The following is a 24,004-nucleotide window of genomic DNA, read 5'->3' as shown; positions in this document are numbered from 1 at the left end:
CGGGGGTTCGAATCCCTCAACTCCCACATCTTACTCGTTAAATTAAGTTTTAACTACCAATTTTCTTGGGAGTTTAGCTCAGCTGGTTCAGAGCATCTGCCTTACAAGCAGAGGGTCGGGGGTTCGAATCCCTCAACTCCCACATACGCCTTAGAAATTATTCTAAGGCTTTTTTTATGTCTAATGGGTTGTCACTTTTACATATTGCACTCCATCCAATTAGACAAGTTCTATCCGGGACACACCTGCGAAACATTAGCAGAGAGATTAAGAAAACATCTTTCTGATCACTCAGGCTTCACTACAAAAACCAAAGATTGGGCAGTAGTATATCATGAAGATTATCCAGACAAAACTTCTGCATATGCTAGAGAAAGATCTGTCAAAGCATGGAAAAGCAAAAAAATGATCGCCGAACTAGTCAACAGTTCGAAATAACATTATAAGAAGTTTAGATCAGCTGATTCTTAGCATTCCGATGCAATAGGAAGGGTCGGTGGTTCTCCCGAAAGCTTTCGGGACTCAACTCCCACATTCAATCCCGAAAATTTCGGGATTTTTTTTGCCTGATTCCATAAAAAATTAAGCTTCCCGGTTTAAACAAAATTTAGAACTTGAAGAAAATTAAATAAAAAAAGCTACTGTAAATCAATCACAGTAGCTTTAAATATTTTAATCTTCTTTTATTAAATATCAAACTTAATCCCTTGCGCCAAAGGGAGTGCTGTAGAATAATTTATCGTATTGGTCTGGCGACGCATATAGGCCTTCCAAGCATCAGAACCTGATTCTCTTCCGCCACCAGTTTCCTTTTCTCCTCCGAAAGCTCCGCCTATTTCGGCTCCTGAAGTACCGATGTTCACATTGGCAATCCCACAATCTGATCCTGAAACTGCAAGGAAGGCCTCTGCCTCTCGCATATTCAAAGTCATAATCGCAGAAGAAAGCCCCTGCGGAACTCCGTTTTGAAGAGCAATTGCCTCGGCTATCGTGTCATATTTAATCAAATAAAGTATCGGAGCGAAAGTCTCGTGCTGTACGATTTCAAAGTGATTTTCCGCTTCAAAGATAGCTGGCTTCACATAACATCCAGATTCGTAGCCTTCACCAGTTAAAACTCCACCTTCAACCACTGCTTTACCACCTTCCTCTTTTGCTTTTTCTATCGCAGCTAGATACATATCCACTGCCGCCTGGTCAATCACAGGACCTACATGATTTTTTTCATCCAGCGGATTTCCGATCACCAATTTAGAATAGGCTGCGGCTAATCTTGATTTTACAGTTTCGTAAACGGAAGAATGAATGATCAACCTTCTTGTACTAGTACATCGCTGTCCTGCAGTACCAACAGCTCCAAAAAGTGATCCTCTGATTGCAATTTCCATATCCGCATTTTCGGTGATGATAATTGCATTATTCCCGCCTAATTCCAATAATGATCTACCCAATCGCTCACCAACTGCCTTACCTACCAATTTACCCATACGAGTGGAACCAGTCGCAGAAATTAAGGGAACGCGTTTATCATGCGAAAGCAACTCTCCCACTTTATAATCTCCATTGATTAAGCAGGAAATTCCTTCTGGCATATTATGCTTTGCAAAAACTTCGGCAGCAATCAACTGACAAGCAACTCCCGAAAGAGGCGCTTTTTCGGATGGCTTCCAAACGCAGACATCGCCACAGACCCAAGCCAAAGCTGCATTCCAAGACCAAACTGCCACAGGAAAATTGAAGGCTGAAATGATCCCAACTATTCCAAGCGGATACCATTGCTCATACATTCGATGTCCGGGACGCTCCGAATGCATCGTCAGTCCATATAGTTGTCTAGAAAGTCCCACAGCAAAATCACAGATATCAATCATTTCCTGGACCTCTCCCAAACCTTCTTGATAAGATTTCCCCATTTCATAGGAAACCAATTTACCTAGGTCAGCCTTTTTTTCGCGAAGTGCATTTCCGATCTCTCGGACAATTTCACCTCGTTGTGGAGCTGGAACATTCCGCCAAGTCTCAAATGCTTTCTGAGCTTGAGTAATGATCGTCTCATAGGTTTTTTCATCAGCAACCTGAACCTTGCCAATCACCGCTCCATCGGCAGGTGACATTGAAGCAAGGTATTCTGTCTTGGAATCTATCCACTTTAGACCTGTTGAGCTTCCCAGATTTTCACCCTTCAAGCCCAAATTATTGAGTGATTCTTTGATACCAAATTGATCTTTCATAGTAATATTCCTTTTTTCTTACCCCAAAGCTAAAAAATTACAGGGAAAGGACTTTGCCAAAACCCTAATCCTTTTTTAAAAGTCGCATCGGATTGACTTTGCGAAAGTTTTTTTCAAATCTAGGACCTGCTGCCAACTTATAAATAATATTAAATCTAATATTACCTGTATTTACGGCCTGATCAAAAGACTCTACTTTGATGAGGTTTAAATTTTTGTAGACAGCATTTGCATTGATGGAAAATCGCTCGTTGTTATACCCTAAGAATGCCCTCATAGAATAGGTGGGTAGAGCTCCCCATTTTCGATATTCGATTCGATTTTCCCATTCCGCATAGCCTACACTTAAATTTATTGAACCCACAGCTGTAATAAAGAAGCCCTTTCCAAAAACCAAAGTAGCAGCAGCCCCCGTATTAGGGCCAAATTGAAAATAACTGGACCGATTAAAGTTTAAAATATCAAGGTTTTCAGTCGAAGGAAGTAATAAGGAATCACCTTTCATTGAACCTCCATAAACTTCAAAACCAAGGAATGGAGAAAAGGCCGATTTCTTTTGTATGGCAGACTGATTAAATGCTGCCGCTAATGAAATTCGTTCACCTCGAAACAAATAATGAAAATTAACCCCCACCGAATTCAACCTCATATCCTCTCTCAAATAATCCTCTGTAGAATTTTTAAGAAAATTATTCCGAATTGAGTATCCACGGTAAAACTGTCCGAAGAAATCAATTATCATCCTTCTAGGATAAACATGCGATTGAAGATCTAAAAATCTAGGCCAGTCATCGTATCGATTAGGATTTAAAAATCCTACAGGAGCGGCAAGATTCAATGTGAAATTTTGATAAGTAATACCTACCCCAAGGTTCAAACCTGAATTAGGCTGATAGACATATTTACGATTCTCATCCGGCACCCTCAAAACAAAATTGGTAAACTTTCTAGAAAGGTAGAGCCTGACGTTTATTTGTTCAGGGTGTGATTCGACAAAGGCCGTATCAAAAGTTGGCTTTGAAGTTTGTCCTTGAACACTTACAATTGATATGAGAAAAATAAAAAGAAGGGGGATTTTACTAAAATTCATCCACGGGTTTTTATAGCTGTCCAATTTGGACGAAAATTTGAGGATAATCGACAACAAAAAAAAATCCGGATCGTGATCCGGATTTTTTTTAAAACAGTTAGAGTTCGAAAAGTGATTCATTATGTACTATCAAAAAAATGAGATATGCTATAAAAGTTGTTTAATCACCGGATTTAATTTAGGACTTATCTCAATCATTACAAATGATTTAGCTGTTTTTTTTCAAAAAAAGAATAATCCGATTGCTAAGAATCCTATTTTTAGAATATTTGAATAATTCATCAAAAATCTATTTCTAAAAAGTCCAGCTTAATGATCTCTATTGTTATCCCCTGTTATAATCAAGAAAAATACCTTGAGGAAACAGTTATATCCGCATTGAAATCGACTTATCGACCAATAGAAATCATCATTGTAAATGATGGGTCCACGGATGGAAGCAAAGAATTGGCGGAGCAATTGGCAAATCAACATCAAGAGATTAAAGTACTTAATCAACAAAATCAGGGTGTAGCTGTGGCACGCAATCACGGAATTGAAGCAGCTAAGGGGATTTTTATCTTATGTCTGGATGGGGATGACCTGATTTCAGACAATTATCTGGAGGAAGCTGCAAAGATTCTCACCAATAAGCCTGAGGTAAAAGTGGTTTACTGCAAGGCTCTAAAATTCAATGAAAAAACAAAAAAGCCTTGGAATTTAAAGCCATTTAGTCGGAATCTGTTGGCAAGAGATAATATGATTTTTGTATCAGCGCTATTTAGGAAATCAGATTGGGAGGCTTGCGGGGGATTTTCTGAGGATATGCACTATGGCCGTGAGGATTGGGAGTTTTGGATTAAAATGCTGAAAAATGGTGGTGAAGTAATTCAACTTCCATTTATTGGCTTTTTCTATAGACTTACTGCTTTCAGTAAAAGAAAGAAAACTGGTACAAATGAGAAAAAAAGAGCTAGAATAGACTACCTAAATTCTAAACATCAGGATTTCTTCGAGCGAGAATTAAATGGCCCTTTAAGATTTCAACGAACCTGGTCCAAATCCTACAATTCCCTATTAAAACTCATAGGGAAACTGTAATCCTATATTTACCCTTTAAGGACCTAGTGACTACTTCAAAATTGATTTTTGGCTTAAAAAAAAATGGGAAATTCAAAATTTGAATAAATAGTTATTTTTGCGGTGAATGAATCTTTCTTTCTACTTTTTAAACCGAAGTCCAAAACCAAACAAGAAAATGTCAAGCCGCTCCTTAAAATCTACCTTTAAATCTTTCTGGAAGGAGTTTCGCTTTAATTTAAGTGCCTCAGATAGTCCGCTGTTTCAGTTTTATTATAAAAATCTTTACAGTCCAAAAAAAGGAAGTCTGGCCGATTTTATCTCCCAATATTCTATTTCAAAAGCTGGGGATTTTTTCGTTATTCAAATCGGCGCAAATGATGGCATTACTAATGACCCTATCCACAAATTTATCAAAAGAGATGGCTGGAAAGGTGTACTTCTAGAGCCGCAACCCGATGTTTTTAAGAACGAGCTTTCAAAGATTTATCATAAAAACAAAGGAATACACCCGGTTTGTGCAGCAATTGGAAATGAAGATGGGTCCCAGAAACTCTATAAAATTGGGTTTTGCGATATGAGATGGGCTACTGGCCTGGCATCTTTTTCTTTGGATAAAATCCAGTTGGCTTTTAAAAATGGCGTGGTAGAAAAGAATTGTCAAAAACTGGGTATCACAATTCCCGATTCTCCTGACGAGCAAATTTCGTATGAAGATGTAGAAGTGATTTCCCCTGAAACATTGATCAAGAAATACAATATCTCTAAAATAGACCTACTTCAGATTGATGCAGAGGGATATGATTTGGAAGTAATTCGGATTTTTGACATCGAGAAAACAAACCCACAAGCCATCATTTTTGAGAATGAGAATTTAAACTCTGCAGATTTAAAATCCTGCTATGAATTTTTAAAAGGGAATGATTACTCACTTGCAAAATTTGGAAGAGATACACTGGCTTTAAAAAATCCAACAGGTCAGTTCAGTGAGTTTTTTAAAGAGAATAAAATCTAATATTATTATCTGAATGATGCCATTAGCATTATTTGCTTTACTAGACGGTTGTCCGATGTCAGGTGACCGATGCTACCAAAATCAGGTCTTAACCTAATTCTCTAAAGGGTTAATCCATTTACTGGTATAAAAGCGGAAATAAATAAAGTCTAATTTTTGGATCAAATTTTATCCAACCCTTTCCAAAACTTCAGAAAGTAATATTTCAGAGGATTGGTATACTTCAATTGCTTCCAAGGCCGACTTGCATGAGGTCTGTGCCAAACCGGGGAATTCATCAAAACATAGTTTTCAAAATCTAATTCAATTGCTTTTTTTGAAATAAAGGTATCATACCAATCTTTTACTTCGTCAAGTTCCTTGAAATCAAATTTTTTCAAAAACTCCACAGAAAATAAGGTGCAACAAAAACTCAGGCTTCGATTCGTTTTCACAATCGAATCTTTTACCCCCTTAAATTTTAGATAGGGGAAATTCACAACTCCAGCTTCGTCCACCGTTACAGATCCCACCAAACCAACCCGTTTATTTTTCTTACAAAAATTCAATAATTCTGAAAGCGTTTCAGGCTTGACTACTACATCCGATTCAATGACTAAAAGTGGGACATCAGATTCCAAAGCTATTTTTTGAGCAGTCTGCAATACCAATTTATAATTGGGTGAGGGAGTGTCCGTCAAATCTTCCAAATGAATCAACTCATACCCTATTTCATTTTTATTTGCCTCAAGTTGGACTTTTGTTTCTTCTGTGCTGAAATCATTAAAAATAATATGTCGATGTGAAACCGATGATCCCGCTATCGCCCGAGCTGTATCCAGAGTGGTTTCTATCGAGTTTTTTACTGGAGTGATTACAAGTACTTCGGCCATGAGGATATTTTTTTTCAAAAATAGGCCTTTCCCCTCAAGGCAAAAAATAACCCCGACTATCGTCGGGGTTGAATTTCAATTAAGCTAAATCTCCCAGTGCTTTTTTGATTCGTTTTAGCGCCTCTACCAATTCCTCATCAGAAGCAGCATAAGACAATCGTACACACTCAGGCGCGCCAAAAGCAGCCCCAGTCACCAACGAAACATTTGCGATATCAAGCAAATACAAACATAGATCATCGGCATCTTTTATAGTATGGCCATGAGCAGATTTACCAAAGAAAGCCGTCACATCAGGGAAGAAATAGAATGCTCCTTCTGGAACATGAGTCTTAATACCAGGGATGTCCTGAAGTAAATCCAACACCAAAGCTCTTCTTCTGAAATACGCCTCTGCCATTTCTTTGGAAGGAGTCTGGTCGCCGGAGATCCCTGCAAGTGCAGCCCGCTGTGCAATCCCTGTACCCCCAGAGGTAAATTGACCTTGCATCTTTTCTACTGCTTTAGCAATAAAAAGAGGAGCGCAAATGTATCCCACTCTCCAACCAGTCATTGCATAACCTTTCGAGAAGCCATTAACAGTAATCGTACGATCAAACATACCTGGGAAGGATCCGATACTATAATTTTTACCCACAAAATTGATCAACTCATAGATCTCATCTGCTATCACCATGATGTTATCATGCTTTAGAATCACAGCAGCAATGGCTTCCAATTCTTCTTTGCTAAATACTGAACCGGTAGGATTACAAGGAGACGAATAAATAACAGCTTTGGTACGCGGAGTGATAGCAGCCTCAAGTTGAGCTGCAGTAGCCTTGAAATTGTTTTCTAAAGTGCCCTCAATCAATACCGGAACGCCACCGGCCAGTTTAATGATCTCTGCATAACTCACCCAGTAAGGCGAAAAGATAATCACTTCGTCACCTTCATTGATCATACACATGAACACGTTGGCGATGGAATGCTTTGCTCCAGTGGAGACTACGATATTTTCTGCTTTTGCATCAGCGATTTGATTTTCTTCACGGAGCTTTTTGGCAATAGCCTCACGCAAATCTTGGTAACCAGCTACCGGAGGATAAGAAAAGTATTTCCCTTCATCAATTGCAGCTTTAGCGGCTTCCTGAATATGTTTGGGAGTTTTGAAGTCAGGCTCGCCAAGACTTAAGCTGATGATGTCAATTCCTTGGGATTTCAGTTCTCTTGCTTTCTTAGCCATTGCAAGAGTTGCTGACTCTTCCATATTGATTATCCGATCCGATAAAATAGAATTCATTTTTTGAGAGGTTTTTTTACAAATTTCTCGAAAATAGAGAGAAGATTATAAAATCTAAACAATCTGGCTCTTTTGATGTCGAAATGTTATTTTTGAATAAAATACTCCGAAGTAAATTGCGTTTTTATCATCAATGAATAGATTTTATATTCTGTTGCTTTTTTTTGTACTGACAAGTCAATTGACTTTGGCACAAGATGAAGGTTCCAAACAAAAAGTTGACCCTGATTCCTCTGGTGTAGTCAATACCAGCTTGCTTCCTACTTCGATGCCTTTGCTGCTATTTGATGACTCTGCGGAGAAAGAGGAAAAAAAAGCGAAAAAGAAAAAGGCTAAGAAAAATATTTGGTTTGGTCTAAAAACCAAAAAGGGATACACCCGGAGAGAACTTCGTGACACGCAAATCTTTGAATTTTTCAACTATACAGACGCTACTAGGCAGCCCGATCCGTACATACGGGATATTTATTGGTTCGATCCCTCTGAGCGATCCATTAAAAAAGAGGGCTATGAAGTTGGAAAGGGCTATTTACTCCATGGCCCATATGAACGAGTGATCAATGAAGAGATCGTCGAGAAGGGAATGTATTTCTACGGCACAAAACATAAGACTTGGATGCTTTTCGACTCAAAGAATGTGCTTCAAGATAAAAATCACTTTTCGGAAGGTTGGCCAAGAGAATCCAGAATTACCTATCATAACCGGTCTTCAAATGTAATCGAGGAAATCATCCCAATTCAATATGGCTTGGAGGAAGGGAACTATTTCTTTTTCTATGAAGATGCTCAAGTAGCTGTGACAGGGGAATATGAATTTGGCGAAAAAGTAGGCCTTTGGACTGAATATTGGGACAATAACAACACCAAGGCAATTCGTAAGCGTGAAATCCAATATCAGGAGGATGCGTACACGAAAAATTTCCGCCCCTATATCCGTGCTGAGTGGGATAAGGACGGAAATCTTGTCTACAGAAAGGAGAATTAATTTTCCCTGAATTTGAACTGCTGCCCTCCTACTGAGGCTTCATACATTAGACCTCCTTTGGTTCGTGTGAAAACAGCTACTCCATCTACATATTTAGCATTTAGAGATGCTCCGGAAGCAGCGGCAACCGCAGAAACTTGAGCAGACATTTCTACTTTGTTTTCTTTAAATCGATCAAAGGCATCTTTGTCCTCGAAAAACACCACTTCACTATAAGCCTGCCCTCCTGCCTGGAATCCAATAGTGATTTGAGTCATCTTTGCAAAACCTATCATTTTCCCACCTTCAAAAGCTACTCCATTCCCTGCAGCACCTCCTATTCCTAATCCACCTTTACCAACATTGGGGAGAATAATGTAACCGTAGGAGGAATCAAAAAAATCTTGCATATCGGGATCATCTTTTAAGAAGGCAGCCTTTGCATCTTGACTATCTTCAATAATTTGATCATCCTTTTTATCACTTTGTGCAAAAATGAGTGTAACCGAAAATAAGAACAGGAGTGTGAATACAATTTTTTTCATGGTTTGAAAATCTAATAGTTTTGAATTTAATAAAAGGCATCCTCAAAGGATTTGAAGTTTAGGTTACCGTTTCTGTCTTTATAAACGCCCACAATGTCAAAACGAATATCCTTATGCCAATCAATTTGGTGAATGTATTGGTCTGCCGCTTTAATGATCAATTTACGTTTTGTCGCATCTACAAATTCTTCGGCATAGCCAAAACCAGTTCCTGAACGATACTTGACTTCTATGAAAATTAATAGCCCCTTGTGCTTCATGATTAAATCAATCTCAGCATGTCCATGTCTGAAATTAGACTCCAGATGTTCATAGCCTTTACCTTTGAGCCATTCAGCGGCTTGCTCCTCCGCATTTTTGCCGCTTTCGTTATGTTCAGCCATCTAGGATAAATGTTTAATTTTGAAAAATAAAACGTTGCTGACTCCGTAGGATTGGAGAAAAATCAACCGAAGAAAGCAGATGAATGAAATTATTAATAAAAAGACAGAATTCCGAGATCTTGGCTTGATGGATTATCAAAAGGCTTGGGATTATCAGGAAGAACTTTTTGCGGAAACTGTAGCCTTGAAAATCCAAAATCGAAAAAATGGGCTTTCAGAACAGGAGTCTACTCCCAATTACCTGCTTTTCGTCGAGCATCCACATGTCTATACATTGGGAAAAAGTGGAAAACCTGAAAACTTACTGCTTGATGAAGAGGGTTTGAAGAAGCATCAAGCCCAGTTTTACAAAATCAATCGAGGCGGCGATATTACCTATCATGGTCCAGGTCAATTGGTCGGATATCCTATTTTAGACTTGGATAATTTCTTCACGGACATTCACAAATACCTTCGCCTTTTGGAGGAATCAATAATTTTGACTTTGGGCGAATATGGTATTACGGCAGGTAGAATCGATGGTCTTACAGGGGTATGGCTGGATCATATAGCGCAAATAAACCCTAGAAAAATCTGTGCTATGGGGGTGAAATCTAGCCGATGGGTAACCATGCACGGATTTGCATTCAATGTAAATTCTGATCTGAGCTATTTTGGGCATATCATTCCATGTGGAATAGACGATAAGGCAGTCACTTCTCTAGAAGCAGAACTCGGACAAAAAATACCAATGGAGGAAGTAAAAACTAAAGTAAAAAAGCATCTCAAAGCACTTTTTGAGATGGAAATCATTTGAAAATCACATAATCGAGCCTATCGGGGTAGGATTGATTTTCAGAGATTCGAGAATATTCATCCCAACTTAAGCCTGCCGCACAGGCTATGACAAATTAAAATCACATTATAAACAGATGAAATCGAGCATGTCGTATTCGACACACAGAGGGATGATTATCCTAAATGCGAGATTCCATGTGGCCTTAAGGAAAAATTATAAACAAATGAAAAAAGACATCGATTTTCAAAAAGTCACCGGTGTAAAAATCGCAATTGCTAAAGAAGAAACCTCAAATGGTCCTGAGTGGGCTGTCTACCTCATAAATCTAAATCTGATTGAATTAAAAACTGTAATGATTACTTCCAAAGGTTATGGAGAGCTACAAGGAGAGTCCAAAAAAACATCAACTCTTAGGCACATGATTGATGAACTTGGCCCTCAGGCCGTAGCAAAAGTAGAGCCTATCGATCCTGCCCTATTTGCTCTGACAAATGAATTCTGGGTTAGTTATTACATCCTAGATCAGATTTTTGACAAAAAGTTTATCTTTACTTCAGGCAGCTTCGATCCTGGTTTCATTCAGTTGATTCCAGAGATTGGGCTGGAAGGCGTTTTACATTCTTAACTTAATTATGGCAACTTTTTTAGATCAACTTGGCGATATTCTTTTTCTAGACATAGAGACCGCCTCTTTAACAGAAAAATTTGAGGAACTACCCGAGCGACTGCAAGGTGAATGGTTAAAAAAAGAGCGATTGATTCAACCAGAGAAACCCGATCGCAATCCGGGAGACCTTTATTTTGAACGGGCTGGAATTCATGCCGAGTTCGGTCAGGTAGTTTGTATCGGAGTTGGTTATTTTCAACAGAAGAAAAAAGAAAAAAAAGTAATACTTAGATCCAAATGTATAGCACACCCACAGGAGCGGGAACTTCTTTTAGAATTCAAAGCTTTATTAGACAAGAAAAAATGGGTGATGTGCGCACACAATGGGAAGGAATTTGATTTCCCTTATTTATGCCGCAGAATGCTCATTCAAGGAATCCCTCTCCCCGAGCCTTTGCAAATAGCCGGCAAAAAGCCATGGGAACTACGTCATTTGGACACGATGGAGCTTTGGAAGTTTGGGGATTACAAACACTACACCCGACTCGAACTTTTAGCAGCTGTATTCGGTGTTCCCAGTTCAAAAGACGATCTTGATGGAAGCCATGTAAATGGCACTTTTCACCTGGAAAAAGATATTGAGAAAATCAAAAAGTACTGCCTCAAAGATGTAGAAGTCACTGCCAGAATTTATTTGGCAATGAATCCACAAGAAGAGGATTACCATATTGAAGTGCTCCAACTCAAAGATTCATCAAAAGATCACAAGAAGGATGCGCCTCAATCAGATTAAATTTTTACATTAAAACAAAAACCCTAAACATGGGAAGAAAATCAAATAAAAAAACAAGAAACAATAAATTCGGAGGTAATAAACCCGATTCAGGAAGTTTATCCAGAAGAATTCTTCAATTTTTAGATTCAAACTACGGTTCAGAATTCAATTCAAAACAAATCATCAAACGGCTGGAAATAAGAGATGCTATCTCTAAAGATGGAGTAGAGCCCATTTTGAGTCGGTTGGTTGAAGCAGGATCAGTTTCAAAAACAGCAAGAAATTATTACTCTTCCAATCAAGATCCAGATTTTATATTAGGTACGGTGGATTATGTGAATCCGAGGTTTGCCTTTATCGTCCGCGAGGAAGATCCAAATTCCCTTGGAGACATATTAGTCAAAGAAGCTGATCTAAAGCAAGCCCTTGATGGAGATAAAGTACGTGTGATGGTTTATCCTGTGAAAGGAAAAACAGGAAGAACCGAGGGGAAAGTATTGGAAGTTATCAAACGTAATCGTGATGAATTTGTAGGAAGAGTTGAGATTTCACCTCGATTTGCATTTGTAGTTCCTGATTTCAAAAAGATGCACAAAGACATCTTTGTTCATCGGGGAGACCTAAAAGGCGCCGAGCATAATGAGAAAGTAATTGTAAAACTCACCGAATGGAGAGATGGTGATAAAAACCCGACTGGCGAAGTTATTCGGGTTTTAGGTAAAGCCGGACTGCATGAAGTGGAGATTCATTCCATTATGGCAGAGTTTGGACTTCCTTTTGAATATCCGGAAGCTCCAGAAAAAGAAGCAAACGCCATCTCGGATAAGATCACTGCCAAAGATATTAAAGCCCGAAAAGACTTTCGGGGTGTGGCTACCTTTACCATTGACCCAGCCGATGCCAAGGATTTTGATGACGCAATTTCCTATCGTGAGCTTGAAAATGGAAATCTTGAAGTTGGTGTCCATATAGCCGATGTGACTCATTATGTCAAGCCAAATACAGCTTTGGAAAAGGAGGCTTACGAAAGAGCCACCTCTGTTTATTTGGTAGATCGAACCATTCCTATGCTTCCAGAGCGATTGAGTAATGGACTATGCTCCCTTCGACCAAATGAGGATAAATTGACTTTTGCTTGTGTGTTTGAATTGGATCGAGAAGCAAATGTGAAAAAACATTGGATCGGGAGAACCATCATACATTCTGACCGAAGATTTGCCTACGAAGAGGCGCAAGAAAACATCGACACTCAATCAGGTGATTTCTTCGAAGAGCTCACCTTACTAAATACCCTAGCTAAGAAAGTTCGTCAAAAACGATTCAATCATGGGGCGGTAAACTTTGAAACTGTAGAAGTCAAATTCAAACTCGATGAAGATGGCAAACCATTGGGGCTATTCATCAAGGAGCGAAAGGACATACATAAACTCATCGAAGAGTTTATGCTTTTGGCTAATAAATATGTAGCGGAGTTTGTTTTCAACAAGGGAAAAGGAAAAGACACCTTTGTGTATCGAACACACGATTCCCCGGATATGGAGCGTTTAGAAACTTTCTCAGGTTTTGCCAAGCGATTTGGCCATCAGGTAGATATTGGAGCTGAGGGAAAAATCTCTGCTGCCTTGAATAAATTGATGGAAGAAATTCAAGGGAAGCCTGAGCAAAACGTCTTGGAGCAATTGGCAATACGAAGTATGGCAAAAGCGAAATACACTACTGAGCCCAAAGGACACTTTGGACTAGCTTTCGCACATTACTCCCATTTCACCTCACCAATCCGAAGGTATCCGGACATGATGGCCCATCGTCTACTGGAACACTATCTAGAGGGAGGGAAATCTCCTGATGCAGAACCATGGGAACAAAAATGTGTACACTCCTCTGAGCGTGAAAAAAGAGCGGCTGATGCCGAGCGAGCTTCAATCAAATACAAGCAAGTGGAGTTTATGTCTTTGGCAGAAGTCAAGGATTATGACGGGATTGTCAGTGGAGTAACGGAATGGGGAGTTTTTGTGGAAATAACCGAAACCAAGTGTGAGGGAATGATTCGAGTGCAGGACATCACTGATGACTACTACGAATTTGATCAGAAAAACATGCGACTTATTGGGTCGAAAAATAAAAAAATGATCACTTTGGGAGACAAAGTAATGGTCAGAGTAGTTAATACTGACATTGATCGAAGAACTATAGATTTGGAATTTGCATCTAATGACGAAAATAAGCCACGCAAGCGCGCTCTTAGGTAAACTTGAAACTTTCATCCAGCAGCTTCCCGAGCATATCGGAACTGGAGCCGAACCCAAAGAACTTTATGAACCCATTACCTATATCCTAAGTCTGGGTGGAAAAAGAATCCGCCCACTCCTTAGCTTAATGGCTTATGGGCTTTACAAAAATGATCCTGAAACGATCCTAAGTCAATCGGCTGCCATCGAAGTATTTCACAATTTTACTTTAATGCATGACGATATCATGGACAATGCTCCACTCAGAAGAGGAAAGGCTACCGTGCATGAAAAGTGGAATGAAAATATTGCGATCCTTTCCGGAGATGTGATGCTCGTAAAAGCGTATGAATTACTGCTTGATACAGAACCAAATTTGCTAAAGGACATTATTCGCCTTTTCAATAAAACTGCCGCAGAGGTATGTGAAGGTCAGCAATTCGACATGAATTTTGAAGCCTATGAAACAGTTTCTGAAGCTGACTACATCAATATGATTAGACTAAAAACTGCTGTACTACTGGGACTTTCTCTTCAAATGGGAGCACTCTTGGCAGGAGCTGAAAAATCCGATGCTCAGAAGCTATACGACTTCGGTATGAACATCGGTGTTGGCTTTCAATTGAAGGATGACTTATTGGATGTTTTTGCAGATCAGGCAAAATTCGGGAAGCAAGTTGGTGGAGATATTATCGCCAATAAAAAAACATTTTTACTGATTAAAGCACTTGAGCTGGCCAAAGGTCCAACTGCAGAAAAGCTCAATTACTGGTTGAATCAAACGGAGTTTGATAAAGAAGAAAAAGTGAAAGCGGTAAAAGAAGTTTATGATGTATTAGGGATTAAATCTCTTACCGAGTCAAAAATGCAATTCTATTTCCAAGCAGGATTTGACCAATACGATCAGATTCATTTCAAAAACGAGTCTTACTTCCAAGAATTGAAGCAAATTACGCAGGACCTTATCCATCGCGAAAAATAATTCATGAATTTATCAATTACAGTTTTACTGATTATTCTCACAGCAGGCATCAGTATCTATGGATTCAGCAAACCTGAGTTTCTTCATCGATGGATGTTTATTCCATACCAAATAAAAAAGAAAGGGCAGTGGGATCGATTTGTAACGTCCGGATTTATCCACAAGGATTACATTCACTTACTCTTCAACATGTTTACCTTCTATTTCTTTGGTGGGGTAGTTGAGCAGGTGTTGGCTTATCGGTTTGGACCAATTTTAGGAGGAGTGGTTTTTGTGTTATTCTATATTTTAGGGATCGTGATTTCTGGTATTCCGACCTATCTCAAGAACCAAGACAACAGCTATTATAGAGCACTTGGGGCATCTGGTGGGACTTCTGCAACAGTTTTTGCCAGCATTATTATACTACCTCTATCAGATATTTGCCTTTTTGGCATCATTTGTCTTCCAGGATTTATCTTGGGTGGGCTATTCCTGATTTATTCTTATTTCAAAGGAAAAAACCAAGACGATGCTATCAATCACGATGCACATTTATATGGTGCGATTTTCGGAATTATGTTTATCCTGATCATATCTCCTTCTAGTGCTATCACTTTTTTTGATCAAATCAAGAATTATAGGCCATTCTAAAAAAAATCCCTCTCAAGTTTAATTGAGAGGGATTTGAAGTTATTTCTTTTTGTCCAGTTTGGTTTTCATTTCTTCGATGTTTAGAATCTTGGAAATTTGGTTTTTTTCAAGCTCCCTAAATCGAGTCAATTCAGCATCTATCTTTGTGACTAATTCTACTTTCACTTCCTCCGATTGATCTGTTGGCTTATAATCTCCGTTTCCAACCACACTACTTAAGTGGGCAAGTTTATTATTCAGTCGAATCGGGAAGTTTAAAGGATCCTGACCACTCTTGTTTTGAGTTTGATATAGAGTCTTTTCTATTTGATCCATCTCATCTAAAACCATCTGAAGATTGGCAGGCTTCGTTTCTAAGCTATCCATTTCAGCTCGGTAGGTTCGAATTAACTTGATTGTCTTGTGAGTCTCCGTGAGTTTGTCTCGAACACCAAGCAAGAATTCATATTGTGCCACCAAATCAGACTGAGTAGATTCATATCTAGGGTCTGCCAAAACCTCAAAAGTCTGATCTTGTGCTTCACCATCCAATGTCATTCGAACCTTGTAAGTTCCCGGTGGTACTTTTGGTCCCCGAAGACTAGCTGCCCACATAATCAACCCATCAAATCCTTCTGCGTCTTCGACTCTCAGATTCCAATTAAATTCATTGCTACCCGCCTTAACTTTCAAGGTATCTCCATCAATTCCTTTGGTAGAAAATTCTCTAAGCTTCTGATTTTTCGAATCAAAGAATTCGATTTTTAGCTCCTCTTTGGGTTCTTCTTTAAGGTATGAATAGATCAAAACTCCACCCGGACGATTTGACCCTTCAGTCAGACTTTTCCTCTTTACGCCATCTATGCGATATGAATCTTGAGGCTTAAATAGATGAAATGCTTTAGTGCCAATACTTGGATCCGCCTGATGAAGAACAGTCAAGTCATCAATGATCCAAAAAGCTCGTCCTTGAGTTGCGGCGATCAAGTTATTTTCTTTAATCGCTAGATCTGTAATAGAAACAATTGGAAGGTTTAATTGTAACGAATGCCAAGAAGCACCATCATCCTTGGAATAGTACATACCCGTTTCAGTTCCTGCATAGAGAATTCCTCGTTTTTCCGGATCCGCTCGGACCACTCTGGTAAAATGCTCCTCAGCTATTCCTGAAGTGATCTTGGTCCAAGTCTTCCCATAATCCTTCGTCTTGTACAAGTACGGCTCATAGTTACCTGTTTTATATCCTGTTGCGGCGAAATATGCTTCGGCAGGATCAAAAGGGCTTGCCTCAATACTGTTTATTTGTAGCCATTCAGGCATATCGGATGGAGTCACATTTTGCCAAGAAACTCCATTATCTTGGGTTACGTGAACCAGCCCATCGTCAGAACCTGCCCAAATCACACCTTTTTTGATTGGTGATTCGGCAGCAGTGAAGATTGTAGCATAATATTCTACTGAAGTATTATCCTTTGTGATTGGGCCTCCGCTTGGGCCAAGTTTGCTTGGATCATTTCGAGTCAAGTCAGGAGAAAAAACTTCCCAGCTTTGCCCTTCATTTGTAGAGCGGTGAAACTGATTGCTGGTGGTATACAGCATATTTGGATCATGTGGTGAGAAGAAAATCGGGAAATTCCACTGAAATCTATACTTCATGTCCTCTGCTCCATGCCCCATTGGATTGTTTGGATAGACATTCACTGATCGAGAAGTTCCATTTCTGTGATTTTCTCGAGTCAAATATCCTCCGTAAGAACCTCCATATACTATATCATTATCTTTCGGATCAGGAGCTATCCAGCCACTTTCCCCGCCTGCAGTCGGTTCCCAATCATCTTCAGAGATTGATCTACCGTCATTTCTATGTCTAATTCTAACTGTAGAATTATCCTGTTGAGCACCATAGATTCGATAAGGAAAACTGTTATCGGTAGTCACTCGATAGAATTGTGAAGTCGGCTGATTCATATAAGTTGACCAGTTTTTCCCTCCATCTTCTGAGACTTGAGCACCACCGTCATCAGCAATAATCATCCGCTGGTTGTTTTGTGGATCAATCCACAAATCATGATGATCACCATGTGGCGCATTTGCTCCTTTGAAGGTTTTTCCTCCGTCGGTTGATTTGTGATAGCTAACATTTAATACATAAACCGTTTCTTCATCCTGAGTATCAGCAAAGATTCGGGTGTAATACCAGGCACGCTGTCTAAGACTTCTATCCTCATTTACTTTCTCCCAAGTTTCTCCAGCATCTTTTGAGGTAAAGACACCTCCATTTTCATTTTCTATAATGGCGTAAAGTCGATTGGAATTGACCGGAGAAACCGAAATCCCCATGATTCCAAGTAAGCCTTCTGGAAAACCTTCATTTTGAGTCAAATCATCCCAAGTTTTTCCGCCATCAGTAGTCTTATACATCTTTGAATCAGGCCCACCACTTTCTAAACTGTAGGGAGTTCGCTTTATATCCCAAGTGGTAGCATACAAGATTTCAGGATTTTCTGAATCCATGATCAAATCAACTGCCCCTGCCACATCACTAGCAAACAACATCTTGTCCCAAGTCTTTCCTCCGTCAGTTGTCTTGTAAACACCTCGCGTATCATCTGGCTTAAAAATATCACCTAAGACAGCAGCATAAACAATGTTAGGATTGGTGGGATGAATTCTTAATCTAGAGATAAAGCGACTTTTATCCAATCCTGCACGCTCCCATGTTTTACCGGCATCTGCACTTTTCCACATACCATAACCAAAGGAAACATTCCCTCTAACGGTTTTTTCACCGCCGCCCGCATACACTACGCTAGTGTCGCTTTTAGCTACAGCTACTGCACCGATTGAACCCCCGAAATAGCCGTCTGATACTGCTTTCCAAGTTTGTCCAGCATCATAGGTCTTCCAGACTCCTCCGCCTGCTGATGCAAAATAATAAGTCTTGTCACTGCCAGGGACACCAGTCACCCCATCTGAACGTCCTCCTCTAAAAGGCCCTACTAGCCTCCATTCGAGAGCATCGTAGATCTTAGGATCTGGGACATTTTGGGCTTGTGATTCTGGGGAATAGGTGCTCCATGCTATTAAAAGCGATAGTGACCATAAGAGTAATTTCTTCATAACATTAATTTGGTGGTTATCGAAGATAGAAATTAATAGAAGTGTTTGGATCAAAAATATAAAAAATGATCAGTGGTCATTTAAATCAAATAAATGCCAAAAAAAAAGCTCCTTCAAATCAATGAAGGAGCTCACAATAATAAATAATTGGATTATTAAGCCTCTACAGGAAGAACGCTTACGTAAGATCTTCCGTCAAATTTCTTCTTGAAAGAAACAACGCCATCAGTAAGGGCGAATAAAGTATGGTCTTTACCTACACCTACATTAGTACCAGCATGATGCTTGGTACCTCTTTGCCTTACAATGATATTACCTGCGATAACTTGCTCGCTACCAAATTTCTTTACGCCAAGTCTTTTAGACTGGGAATCTCTACCGTTTCTGGAACTACCGACACCTTTTTTGTGAGCCATGGTTTTATACGTTTATAGTTTTCGTGATGAAAACTTAGAGTGAAATATTTTCGATCAATACTTTGGTGAAATCTTGTCTGTGACCATTCTTCTTCTTGTAGCCTTTTCTACGCTTCTTTTTGAAGACAATCACTTTATCACCTTTGACGTGATCCAGGACTTTCCCAGATACCTTTGCTCCAACTAGAAGGGGAGCTCCTACAGACACAGTGCCGTCAGCTTCAGCTAACAAGACCTGGTCGAATTCCACGGAAGCGCCAGTTTCTGCTGCCAACTTTGGAGCGAACACAAACTGATCTTTTGTTACTTTGAACTGCTTACCTGCGATGTTTACGATTGCGTACATGTTTTGTATGATTCTTATTATCGAATTCGGAGTGCAAATATAGGTAAGTTGTAGAGAAGAAAAAAACAGGCTTAGAAAATTTTACAATGATTTCCAGAGAGTTTTAAAAAATTCTAATTCGTTGCCTTTAAATTTCAATCAATTTACTAAAATCATATCATCAAAATTACCCGTGAATATTCTCTAGAATAACCTAAATAATAGCTGGGTCGCTGATCACCAATGTATTATACCATAGGTAATTTGAAGTTTAATTTTTGACCGTTATTCAATTTTAGCCTTGAATTTTGGTAAAAAAACTTTTATCAATTTTTTTAAAAAAATTTTACATGCCCTTAAATATCATTTACACTGTATTAATAACTTGAATTAAATAATCACATTATTATGGTTTACAGTATTTTATATGTTTTTGACTAATATTCAAAAAACACCTTAAACTGTTACTTTACGGGTTTTTTTTATCATTTTTGGTTCACATATTTGTTCTTAGGCTGTTCTGAAAAGGCAGCCTTTGCTATCCCCAGCTGAGTAAGAACGTCAAATAGTCTCCTATCTCATTAAGAATTTAAAAAGAAGTATGATGCAGAAGTATGAACCAATTTTAGAAGAGAACAAAAACCGATTTGTTTTATTCCCTATTCAACACAATGACATTTGGCAATTTTACAAGAAGGCTGAGGCAAGTTTCTGGACTGCTGAAGAAATCGACTTGGGGCAAGATTTAACAGACTGGAAAGCCTTAAATGATGGAGAACGTCATTTCGTTTCTCACGTGCTTGCATTTTTTGCAGCAAGTGACGGAATCGTAAATGAAAATCTGGCGGAACATTTTGTTGCTGAAGTACAATATACCGAAGCTAAATTTTTCTATGGATTTCAGATCGCGATGGAGAACATTCATTCTGAAACTTACAGCTTGCTTATTGATACCTATATAAAGGACGCTGTAGAAAGAGATAAACTTTTGAATGCCATCGAGCATATTGATTGCGTGAAAAAGAAAGCAGACTGGGCACTTCGTTGGATCGACAACGGAAATTTCCAGGAAAGATTAATTGCTTTTGCAGCAGTAGAAGGAATATTTTTCTCCGGATCATTTTGTTCAATCTTCTGGCTGAAGAAAAGAGGCTTAATGCCAGGTTTGACTTTTTCAAATGAATTAATCTCCCGAGACGAAGGACTTCACTGCGATTTTGCATGTCACCTATATACTCAACATGTACAGAATCAACTACCAAAGGAGACAGTAATGAAAATAATCAAAGACGCTGTTGAAATTGAAAAAGAATTTGTCACCGATGCACTTCCGGTGAGATTAATTGGAATGAACGCGGATTTGATGTGTCAGTACATTGAATTTGTAGCCGACAGATTATTAATGGAGCTCGATTGCCCTAAAGTTTGGAATAGTACCAATCCATTTGACTTCATGGATATGATTTCCCTACAAGGAAAAACAAACTTCTTCGAAAAAAGAGTTGGCGATTATCAAAAAGCCGGTGTCATGGGCTCAGCCGAAAGCAATGAAAGTTCTCGAGGCTTTACCATTGAAGAAGATTTCTAATTATACTTTTCCCATTAACCTAAAATAATACCCCTATGCTAGTAATAAAAAGAGACGGAAGGAGAGAGTCAGTACGATTCGATAAAATCACCGCGAGAATTGAAAACCTTTGCTATGAATTGGATCCAAAATTTATTCAACCTATCGAGGTGGCCAAAAAGGTAATTGATGGATTGTATGATGGTGTGACTACTACCGAACTCGACAATCTAGCTGCGGAAGTCTGTGCCTCTCTAACTGTGAAGCATCCGGATTATGCAATCTTGGCAGCAAGAATTGCAATCTCTAACCTTCACAAGACCACAAGTCAATCCTTTTCGAATACAATGAAGAGGCTTTATACTTATGTGAATCCAGTAACTGGGGAAAATGCAGCTTTGATTGATCCTGAGGTTTATGGTATCATCAAAAAGAATGCTGCTAGACTGGATGAAGCTATAGATTATAAGCGCGATTTTGATTATGATTATTTTGGCTTTAAGACTCTTGAAAGAAGTTATCTGATCAGATTAACTGGCAAAGTAGTAGAGAGACCACAGCATATGTTGATGAGAGTAGCCGTTGGTATTCATAAAGAAGACATCAATGCCGCTTTAGAAACTTACAATTTACTATCAGAAAAGTGGTTTACTCATGCCACTCCTACACTATTCAATGCCGGTACGCCAAAGCCTCAACTTTCTTCATGCTTTTTATTGACGATGAAAGATGATAGCATTGATGGTATCTACGATACGCTTAAGCAGTGTGCTAAAATCTCCCAATCTGCGGGTGGTATTGGTTTGTCTATCCACCATGTGAGAGCGAAAGGATCCTACATAAAGGGAACCAACGGAGTTTCTAATGGAATAGTACCTATGTTGAGAAACTTTGACATGACTGCTAGATATGTAGATCAAGGAGGAGGAAAGCGAAAAGGTAGTTTTGCGATTTACCTGGAGCCTTGGCATGCTGATATCAAAGATTTTCTAGAATTGAAGAGGAATCATGGTAAAGAAGAAATGCGAGCTAGAGATTTATTCTACGCACTTTGGATTCCAGATCTATTCATGAAACGAGTAGAACAAAATAAGGATTGGTCACTCTTCTGTCCTAACGAGGCTCCTGGACTTTCAGACTGTCACGGAGAAGAATTTGAAAGACTTTATGAAAAATACGAACGAGAAGGGAAGGCTCGTGAGACAATCAAAGCTCAGGAGCTTTGGTTTGAAGTTTTGGAATCTCAAATTGAGACAGGTACACCATACATGCTTTACAAGGATGCAGCGAATGGGAAATCAAATCAGAAAAACCTTGGAACAATCAAATCGTCTAACCTTTGTACCGAGATTATTGAATACACTGCACCAGACGAGGTAGCGGTATGTAATTTGGCTTCTTTAGCATTGCCAAAGTTCGTTACAATGGGTCCTGATGGAAAGCTTTTCTTTGATCATAACAAGCTTTATGAGATCACTAAAGTAGCTACCAGAAACCTCAATAAGGTAATTGATGTAAACTACTACCCTGTAGAAGAAGCGAGAAGATCAAATTTCCGTCATAGACCTATTGGACTAGGAATTCAAGGGCTAGCAGATGCATTTATCATGTTAAGAATGCCATTTGACTCTGCTGAAGCTAAAGGTTTGAATGAAGATATTTTCGAAACAATCTACTTTGCAGCAGTGGAGACATCAATGGAGCTCGCGAAAGTTCAAGGGACTTATGAGACTTACGGTGGCTCGCCTGCTTCCAAGGGAATACTTCAGTTTGACATGTGGGGAGTAACTCCAAAATCCAATCGATATAATTGGTCAGATCTGAAAGAAAAAGTGAAGAAGTATGGAATGAGAAACTCGTTGCTAGTAGCTCCTATGCCAACAGCTTCTACCTCTCAGATTTTGGGAAATAATGAGTGTTTTGAGCCTTATACCTCCAACATCTATACGAGAAGAACACTTTCGGGTGAATTCATTATCGTAAATAAGCATCTGATGAAAGATTTGATTCAGATTGGACTTTGGAATGATAACATGCGGAATAAATTGATCTCAACAAATGGCTCAGTACAATCTGTTCCTGAGATTCCGCAGCATATCAAGGATATTTATAAAACTGTTTGGGAAATTTCCCAAAAAGTAATCATCGATATGTCTGCTGATCGAGGTGCTTACATTTGTCAATCACAGAGTATGAATATCTTCATGCAGGATCCAAACTTTGGCAAACTAACTTCGATGCATTTCTATGCTTGGAAAAAAGGATTGAAAACAGGCATGTATTACCTACGCTCTCAGGCGGCTTCTGCAGCGATCAAATTCACCTTAGATAAATCACAGCTTGAGCAGCCAAAAGCAGCACCATCACCAGCTGAAGTAGCAAATAAAGAAAAACAGGATGCTATCGCATGCTCACTTGATGATCCGGAAGGATGTGAGATGTGCGGAAGTTAAAATTTAGAGTTCGTTAAATGGAAAAAGGCGTTTGAATATTTCAAGCGCTTTTTTTATATCTTTTATTCTCAAACAAAAAGTTATGACACAACAAGAAATTGAAAAGAGCCTTGAAAGACTTAATGAAAATAGTCGTCAGCTATTCGGACGAATGAGTCCCCAGCATATGGTGGAACACCTAATCATCACTTTTAAACTTTCCTCAGGAAGGGTGAGTATACCTGAATTCGAGCCGAATGCAAAACAACTAGATTACAAAAAACTACTCTTAGAAACTGATATGGAATTCCCTAAAGGAGTACATGCTCCCGGCCTACCGGAAGAGCCTATGCCGCTTCGTTTCGAATCTTTGGGGATCGCAAAAGAAAAGCTTCTAATTGCCATTCTTGAATTTCATAACCATTTCACCGTCAATGTTGGTGAAACAACTTTTCATCCAAGGTTTGGGAAATTGAATTATGGGGAATGGAAAGTATTCCATAGCAAACATCTTAAACATCATTTAGGGCAGTTTGAATAATTATGGTATTCTAAGTTCCCCAGTTTATAAGCACCTTAAGTTTAATAAAAGTCTTAAACACGCAAAAGCCAGCTATAGAGTTGGCTTTTGTGATTAAGGAGACGTCTAGGAATTGTCTGTATGTTATGGAGCTGTATTTGAAAAGGATGTAAAACCAAAAAGCCCTTTGGAGTGAACCAA

The 24,004-nt window shown here is 39.0% G+C and carries 22 protein-coding genes and 1 tRNA gene; 14 read left to right on the top strand and 9 right to left on the bottom strand.

Annotated features, from left to right (window positions below):
* Window positions 1-67: 67 nt before the first annotated feature.
* A tRNA-Val gene (locus tag P8O16_RS19400) sits at window positions 68-142 on the top strand.
* 41 nt (window positions 143-183) lie between these two features.
* A complete protein-coding gene (locus tag P8O16_RS20570; protein ID WP_367182861.1) occupies window positions 184-438 on the top strand; it encodes a GIY-YIG nuclease family protein in 255 nt (84 codons plus the stop codon).
* A gap of 248 nt (window positions 439-686) precedes the next feature.
* On the opposite strand, the gene P8O16_RS19395 is transcribed toward P8O16_RS20570, so the two are convergent.
* Both P8O16_RS19395 and P8O16_RS19390 read right to left on the bottom strand, forming a co-directional pair.
* Window positions 687-2,231: an aldehyde dehydrogenase family protein gene (locus P8O16_RS19395; RefSeq protein WP_300317710.1), complete on the bottom strand. Its 1,545-nt coding sequence runs from the start codon at window positions 2,229-2,231 to the stop codon at window positions 687-689.
* Between the two features lie 64 nt (window positions 2,232-2,295).
* Entirely contained in the window at window positions 2,296-3,321 is a 1,026-nt protein-coding gene (locus tag P8O16_RS19390) for a DUF4421 domain-containing protein (RefSeq protein WP_300317707.1), read from the bottom strand.
* Window positions 3,322-3,633: 312 nt separating this feature from the next.
* Between P8O16_RS19390 and P8O16_RS19385 the strand changes: the two genes are divergently transcribed.
* Both P8O16_RS19385 and P8O16_RS19380 read left to right on the top strand, forming a co-directional pair.
* A complete protein-coding gene (locus P8O16_RS19385) occupies window positions 3,634-4,401 on the top strand; it encodes a glycosyltransferase family A protein (RefSeq protein WP_300317705.1) in 768 nt (255 codons plus the stop codon).
* A 157-nt stretch (window positions 4,402-4,558) separates the two neighbouring features.
* On the top strand, window positions 4,559-5,395 hold the full coding sequence (locus P8O16_RS19380; RefSeq protein WP_300317702.1) for an FkbM family methyltransferase: 837 nt from the start codon (window positions 4,559-4,561) through the stop codon (window positions 5,393-5,395).
* A 161-nt stretch (window positions 5,396-5,556) separates the two neighbouring features.
* Here the strand turns inward: P8O16_RS19380 and P8O16_RS19375 are convergent, their stop codons facing one another.
* The gene (locus P8O16_RS19375) at window positions 5,557-6,267 is read right to left on the bottom strand and encodes a glycosyltransferase (RefSeq protein WP_300317699.1); all 711 of its coding nucleotides are present in this window, start codon (window positions 6,265-6,267) and stop codon (window positions 5,557-5,559) included.
* Window positions 6,268-6,346: 79 nt separating this feature from the next.
* Window positions 6,347-7,549, bottom strand: coding sequence for a pyridoxal phosphate-dependent aminotransferase (locus P8O16_RS19370; protein WP_300317696.1), 1,203 nt, complete (start codon window positions 7,547-7,549; stop codon window positions 6,347-6,349).
* A gap of 133 nt (window positions 7,550-7,682) precedes the next feature.
* On the opposite strand from P8O16_RS19370, the gene P8O16_RS19365 reads away from it, so the two are divergent.
* Entirely contained in the window at window positions 7,683-8,534 is an 852-nt protein-coding gene (locus tag P8O16_RS19365) for a hypothetical protein (protein ID WP_300317693.1), read from the top strand.
* Here P8O16_RS19365 and P8O16_RS19360 read toward each other — a convergent pair.
* Together P8O16_RS19360 and P8O16_RS19355 are read right to left on the bottom strand one after the other, a co-directional pair.
* Entirely contained in the window at window positions 8,531-9,058 is a 528-nt protein-coding gene (locus P8O16_RS19360) for a YSC84-related protein (RefSeq protein WP_300317690.1), read from the bottom strand. The two genes, P8O16_RS19365 and P8O16_RS19360, sit on opposite strands and share 4 nt — an antisense overlap.
* Window positions 9,059-9,084: 26 nt before the next feature.
* A complete protein-coding gene (locus tag P8O16_RS19355) occupies window positions 9,085-9,441 on the bottom strand; it encodes a YraN family protein (protein ID WP_300317687.1) in 357 nt (118 codons plus the stop codon).
* 79 nt (window positions 9,442-9,520) lie between these two features.
* Between P8O16_RS19355 and lipB the strand changes: the two genes are divergently transcribed.
* The 6 genes from lipB to P8O16_RS19325 all read left to right on the top strand — a co-directional run bounded on the left by lipB (window position 9,521) and on the right by P8O16_RS19325 (window position 15,444).
* Window positions 9,521-10,237, top strand: a complete 717-nt coding sequence (gene lipB / locus P8O16_RS19350) for a lipoyl(octanoyl) transferase LipB (protein WP_300317684.1) — start codon at window positions 9,521-9,523, stop codon at window positions 10,235-10,237.
* A 205-nt stretch (window positions 10,238-10,442) separates the two neighbouring features.
* Window positions 10,443-10,844 (top strand): hypothetical protein, encoded by a 402-nt coding sequence (locus tag P8O16_RS19345; protein WP_300317682.1) that lies wholly within the window; start codon window positions 10,443-10,445, stop codon window positions 10,842-10,844.
* A gap of 7 nt (window positions 10,845-10,851) precedes the next feature.
* Window positions 10,852-11,619: a 3'-5' exonuclease gene (locus tag P8O16_RS19340; protein ID WP_300317680.1), complete on the top strand. Its 768-nt coding sequence runs from the start codon at window positions 10,852-10,854 to the stop codon at window positions 11,617-11,619.
* A gap of 29 nt (window positions 11,620-11,648) precedes the next feature.
* On the top strand, window positions 11,649-13,850 hold the full coding sequence (gene rnr, locus P8O16_RS19335) for a ribonuclease R (protein WP_300317678.1): 2,202 nt from the start codon (window positions 11,649-11,651) through the stop codon (window positions 13,848-13,850).
* Complete coding sequence (locus P8O16_RS19330; RefSeq protein ID WP_300317676.1) at window positions 13,813-14,811, top strand: polyprenyl synthetase family protein; 999 nt, start codon at window positions 13,813-13,815, stop codon at window positions 14,809-14,811. Before rnr ends, P8O16_RS19330 begins: the two co-directional genes overlap by 38 nt.
* A 3-nt stretch (window positions 14,812-14,814) precedes the next feature.
* The gene (locus P8O16_RS19325) at window positions 14,815-15,444 is read left to right on the top strand and encodes a rhomboid family intramembrane serine protease (RefSeq protein WP_300317673.1); all 630 of its coding nucleotides are present in this window, start codon (window positions 14,815-14,817) and stop codon (window positions 15,442-15,444) included.
* Window positions 15,445-15,483: 39 nt separating this feature from the next.
* Here P8O16_RS19325 and P8O16_RS19320 read toward each other — a convergent pair whose 3' ends face one another.
* The 3 genes from P8O16_RS19320 to rplU all read right to left on the bottom strand — a co-directional run bounded on the left by P8O16_RS19320 (window position 15,484) and on the right by rplU (window position 19,305).
* Window positions 15,484-18,543 (bottom strand): glycosyl hydrolase, encoded by a 3,060-nt coding sequence (locus tag P8O16_RS19320; RefSeq protein ID WP_300317670.1) that lies wholly within the window; start codon window positions 18,541-18,543, stop codon window positions 15,484-15,486.
* Between the two features lie 155 nt (window positions 18,544-18,698).
* Window positions 18,699-18,959: a 50S ribosomal protein L27 gene (gene rpmA, locus P8O16_RS19315; protein ID WP_075349867.1), complete on the bottom strand. Its 261-nt coding sequence runs from the start codon at window positions 18,957-18,959 to the stop codon at window positions 18,699-18,701.
* A 34-nt stretch (window positions 18,960-18,993) separates the two neighbouring features.
* Window positions 18,994-19,305 carry a 50S ribosomal protein L21 gene (rplU, locus tag P8O16_RS19310; protein ID WP_075349868.1) on the bottom strand — a complete coding sequence of 104 codons (312 nt, stop codon included), beginning with the start codon at window positions 19,303-19,305 and terminating at the stop codon, window positions 18,994-18,996.
* A gap of 583 nt (window positions 19,306-19,888) precedes the next feature.
* Here rplU and P8O16_RS19305 point away from each other — a divergent pair.
* From P8O16_RS19305 to P8O16_RS19295, 3 genes are all read left to right on the top strand, one after another.
* Window positions 19,889-20,872 carry a ribonucleotide-diphosphate reductase subunit beta gene (locus P8O16_RS19305; RefSeq protein ID WP_300317712.1) on the top strand — a complete coding sequence of 328 codons (984 nt, stop codon included), beginning with the start codon at window positions 19,889-19,891 and terminating at the stop codon, window positions 20,870-20,872.
* 35 nt (window positions 20,873-20,907) lie between these two features.
* Window positions 20,908-23,304, top strand: coding sequence for a ribonucleoside-diphosphate reductase subunit alpha (locus tag P8O16_RS19300; protein WP_300317666.1), 2,397 nt, complete (start codon window positions 20,908-20,910; stop codon window positions 23,302-23,304).
* An 82-nt stretch (window positions 23,305-23,386) separates the two neighbouring features.
* Window positions 23,387-23,824, top strand: a complete 438-nt coding sequence (locus tag P8O16_RS19295; RefSeq protein WP_300317664.1) for a DUF1569 domain-containing protein — start codon at window positions 23,387-23,389, stop codon at window positions 23,822-23,824.
* Window positions 23,825-24,004: the final 180 nt, after the last annotated feature.

The sequence above is a fragment of the Algoriphagus sp. genome (assembly GCF_029254265.1).
GTDB lineage: Bacteria > Bacteroidota > Bacteroidia > Cytophagales > Cyclobacteriaceae > Algoriphagus.
The sequence above is the reverse complement of the archived record's forward strand: the minus strand, read 5'-3'. Positions and strand labels throughout refer to the sequence as shown.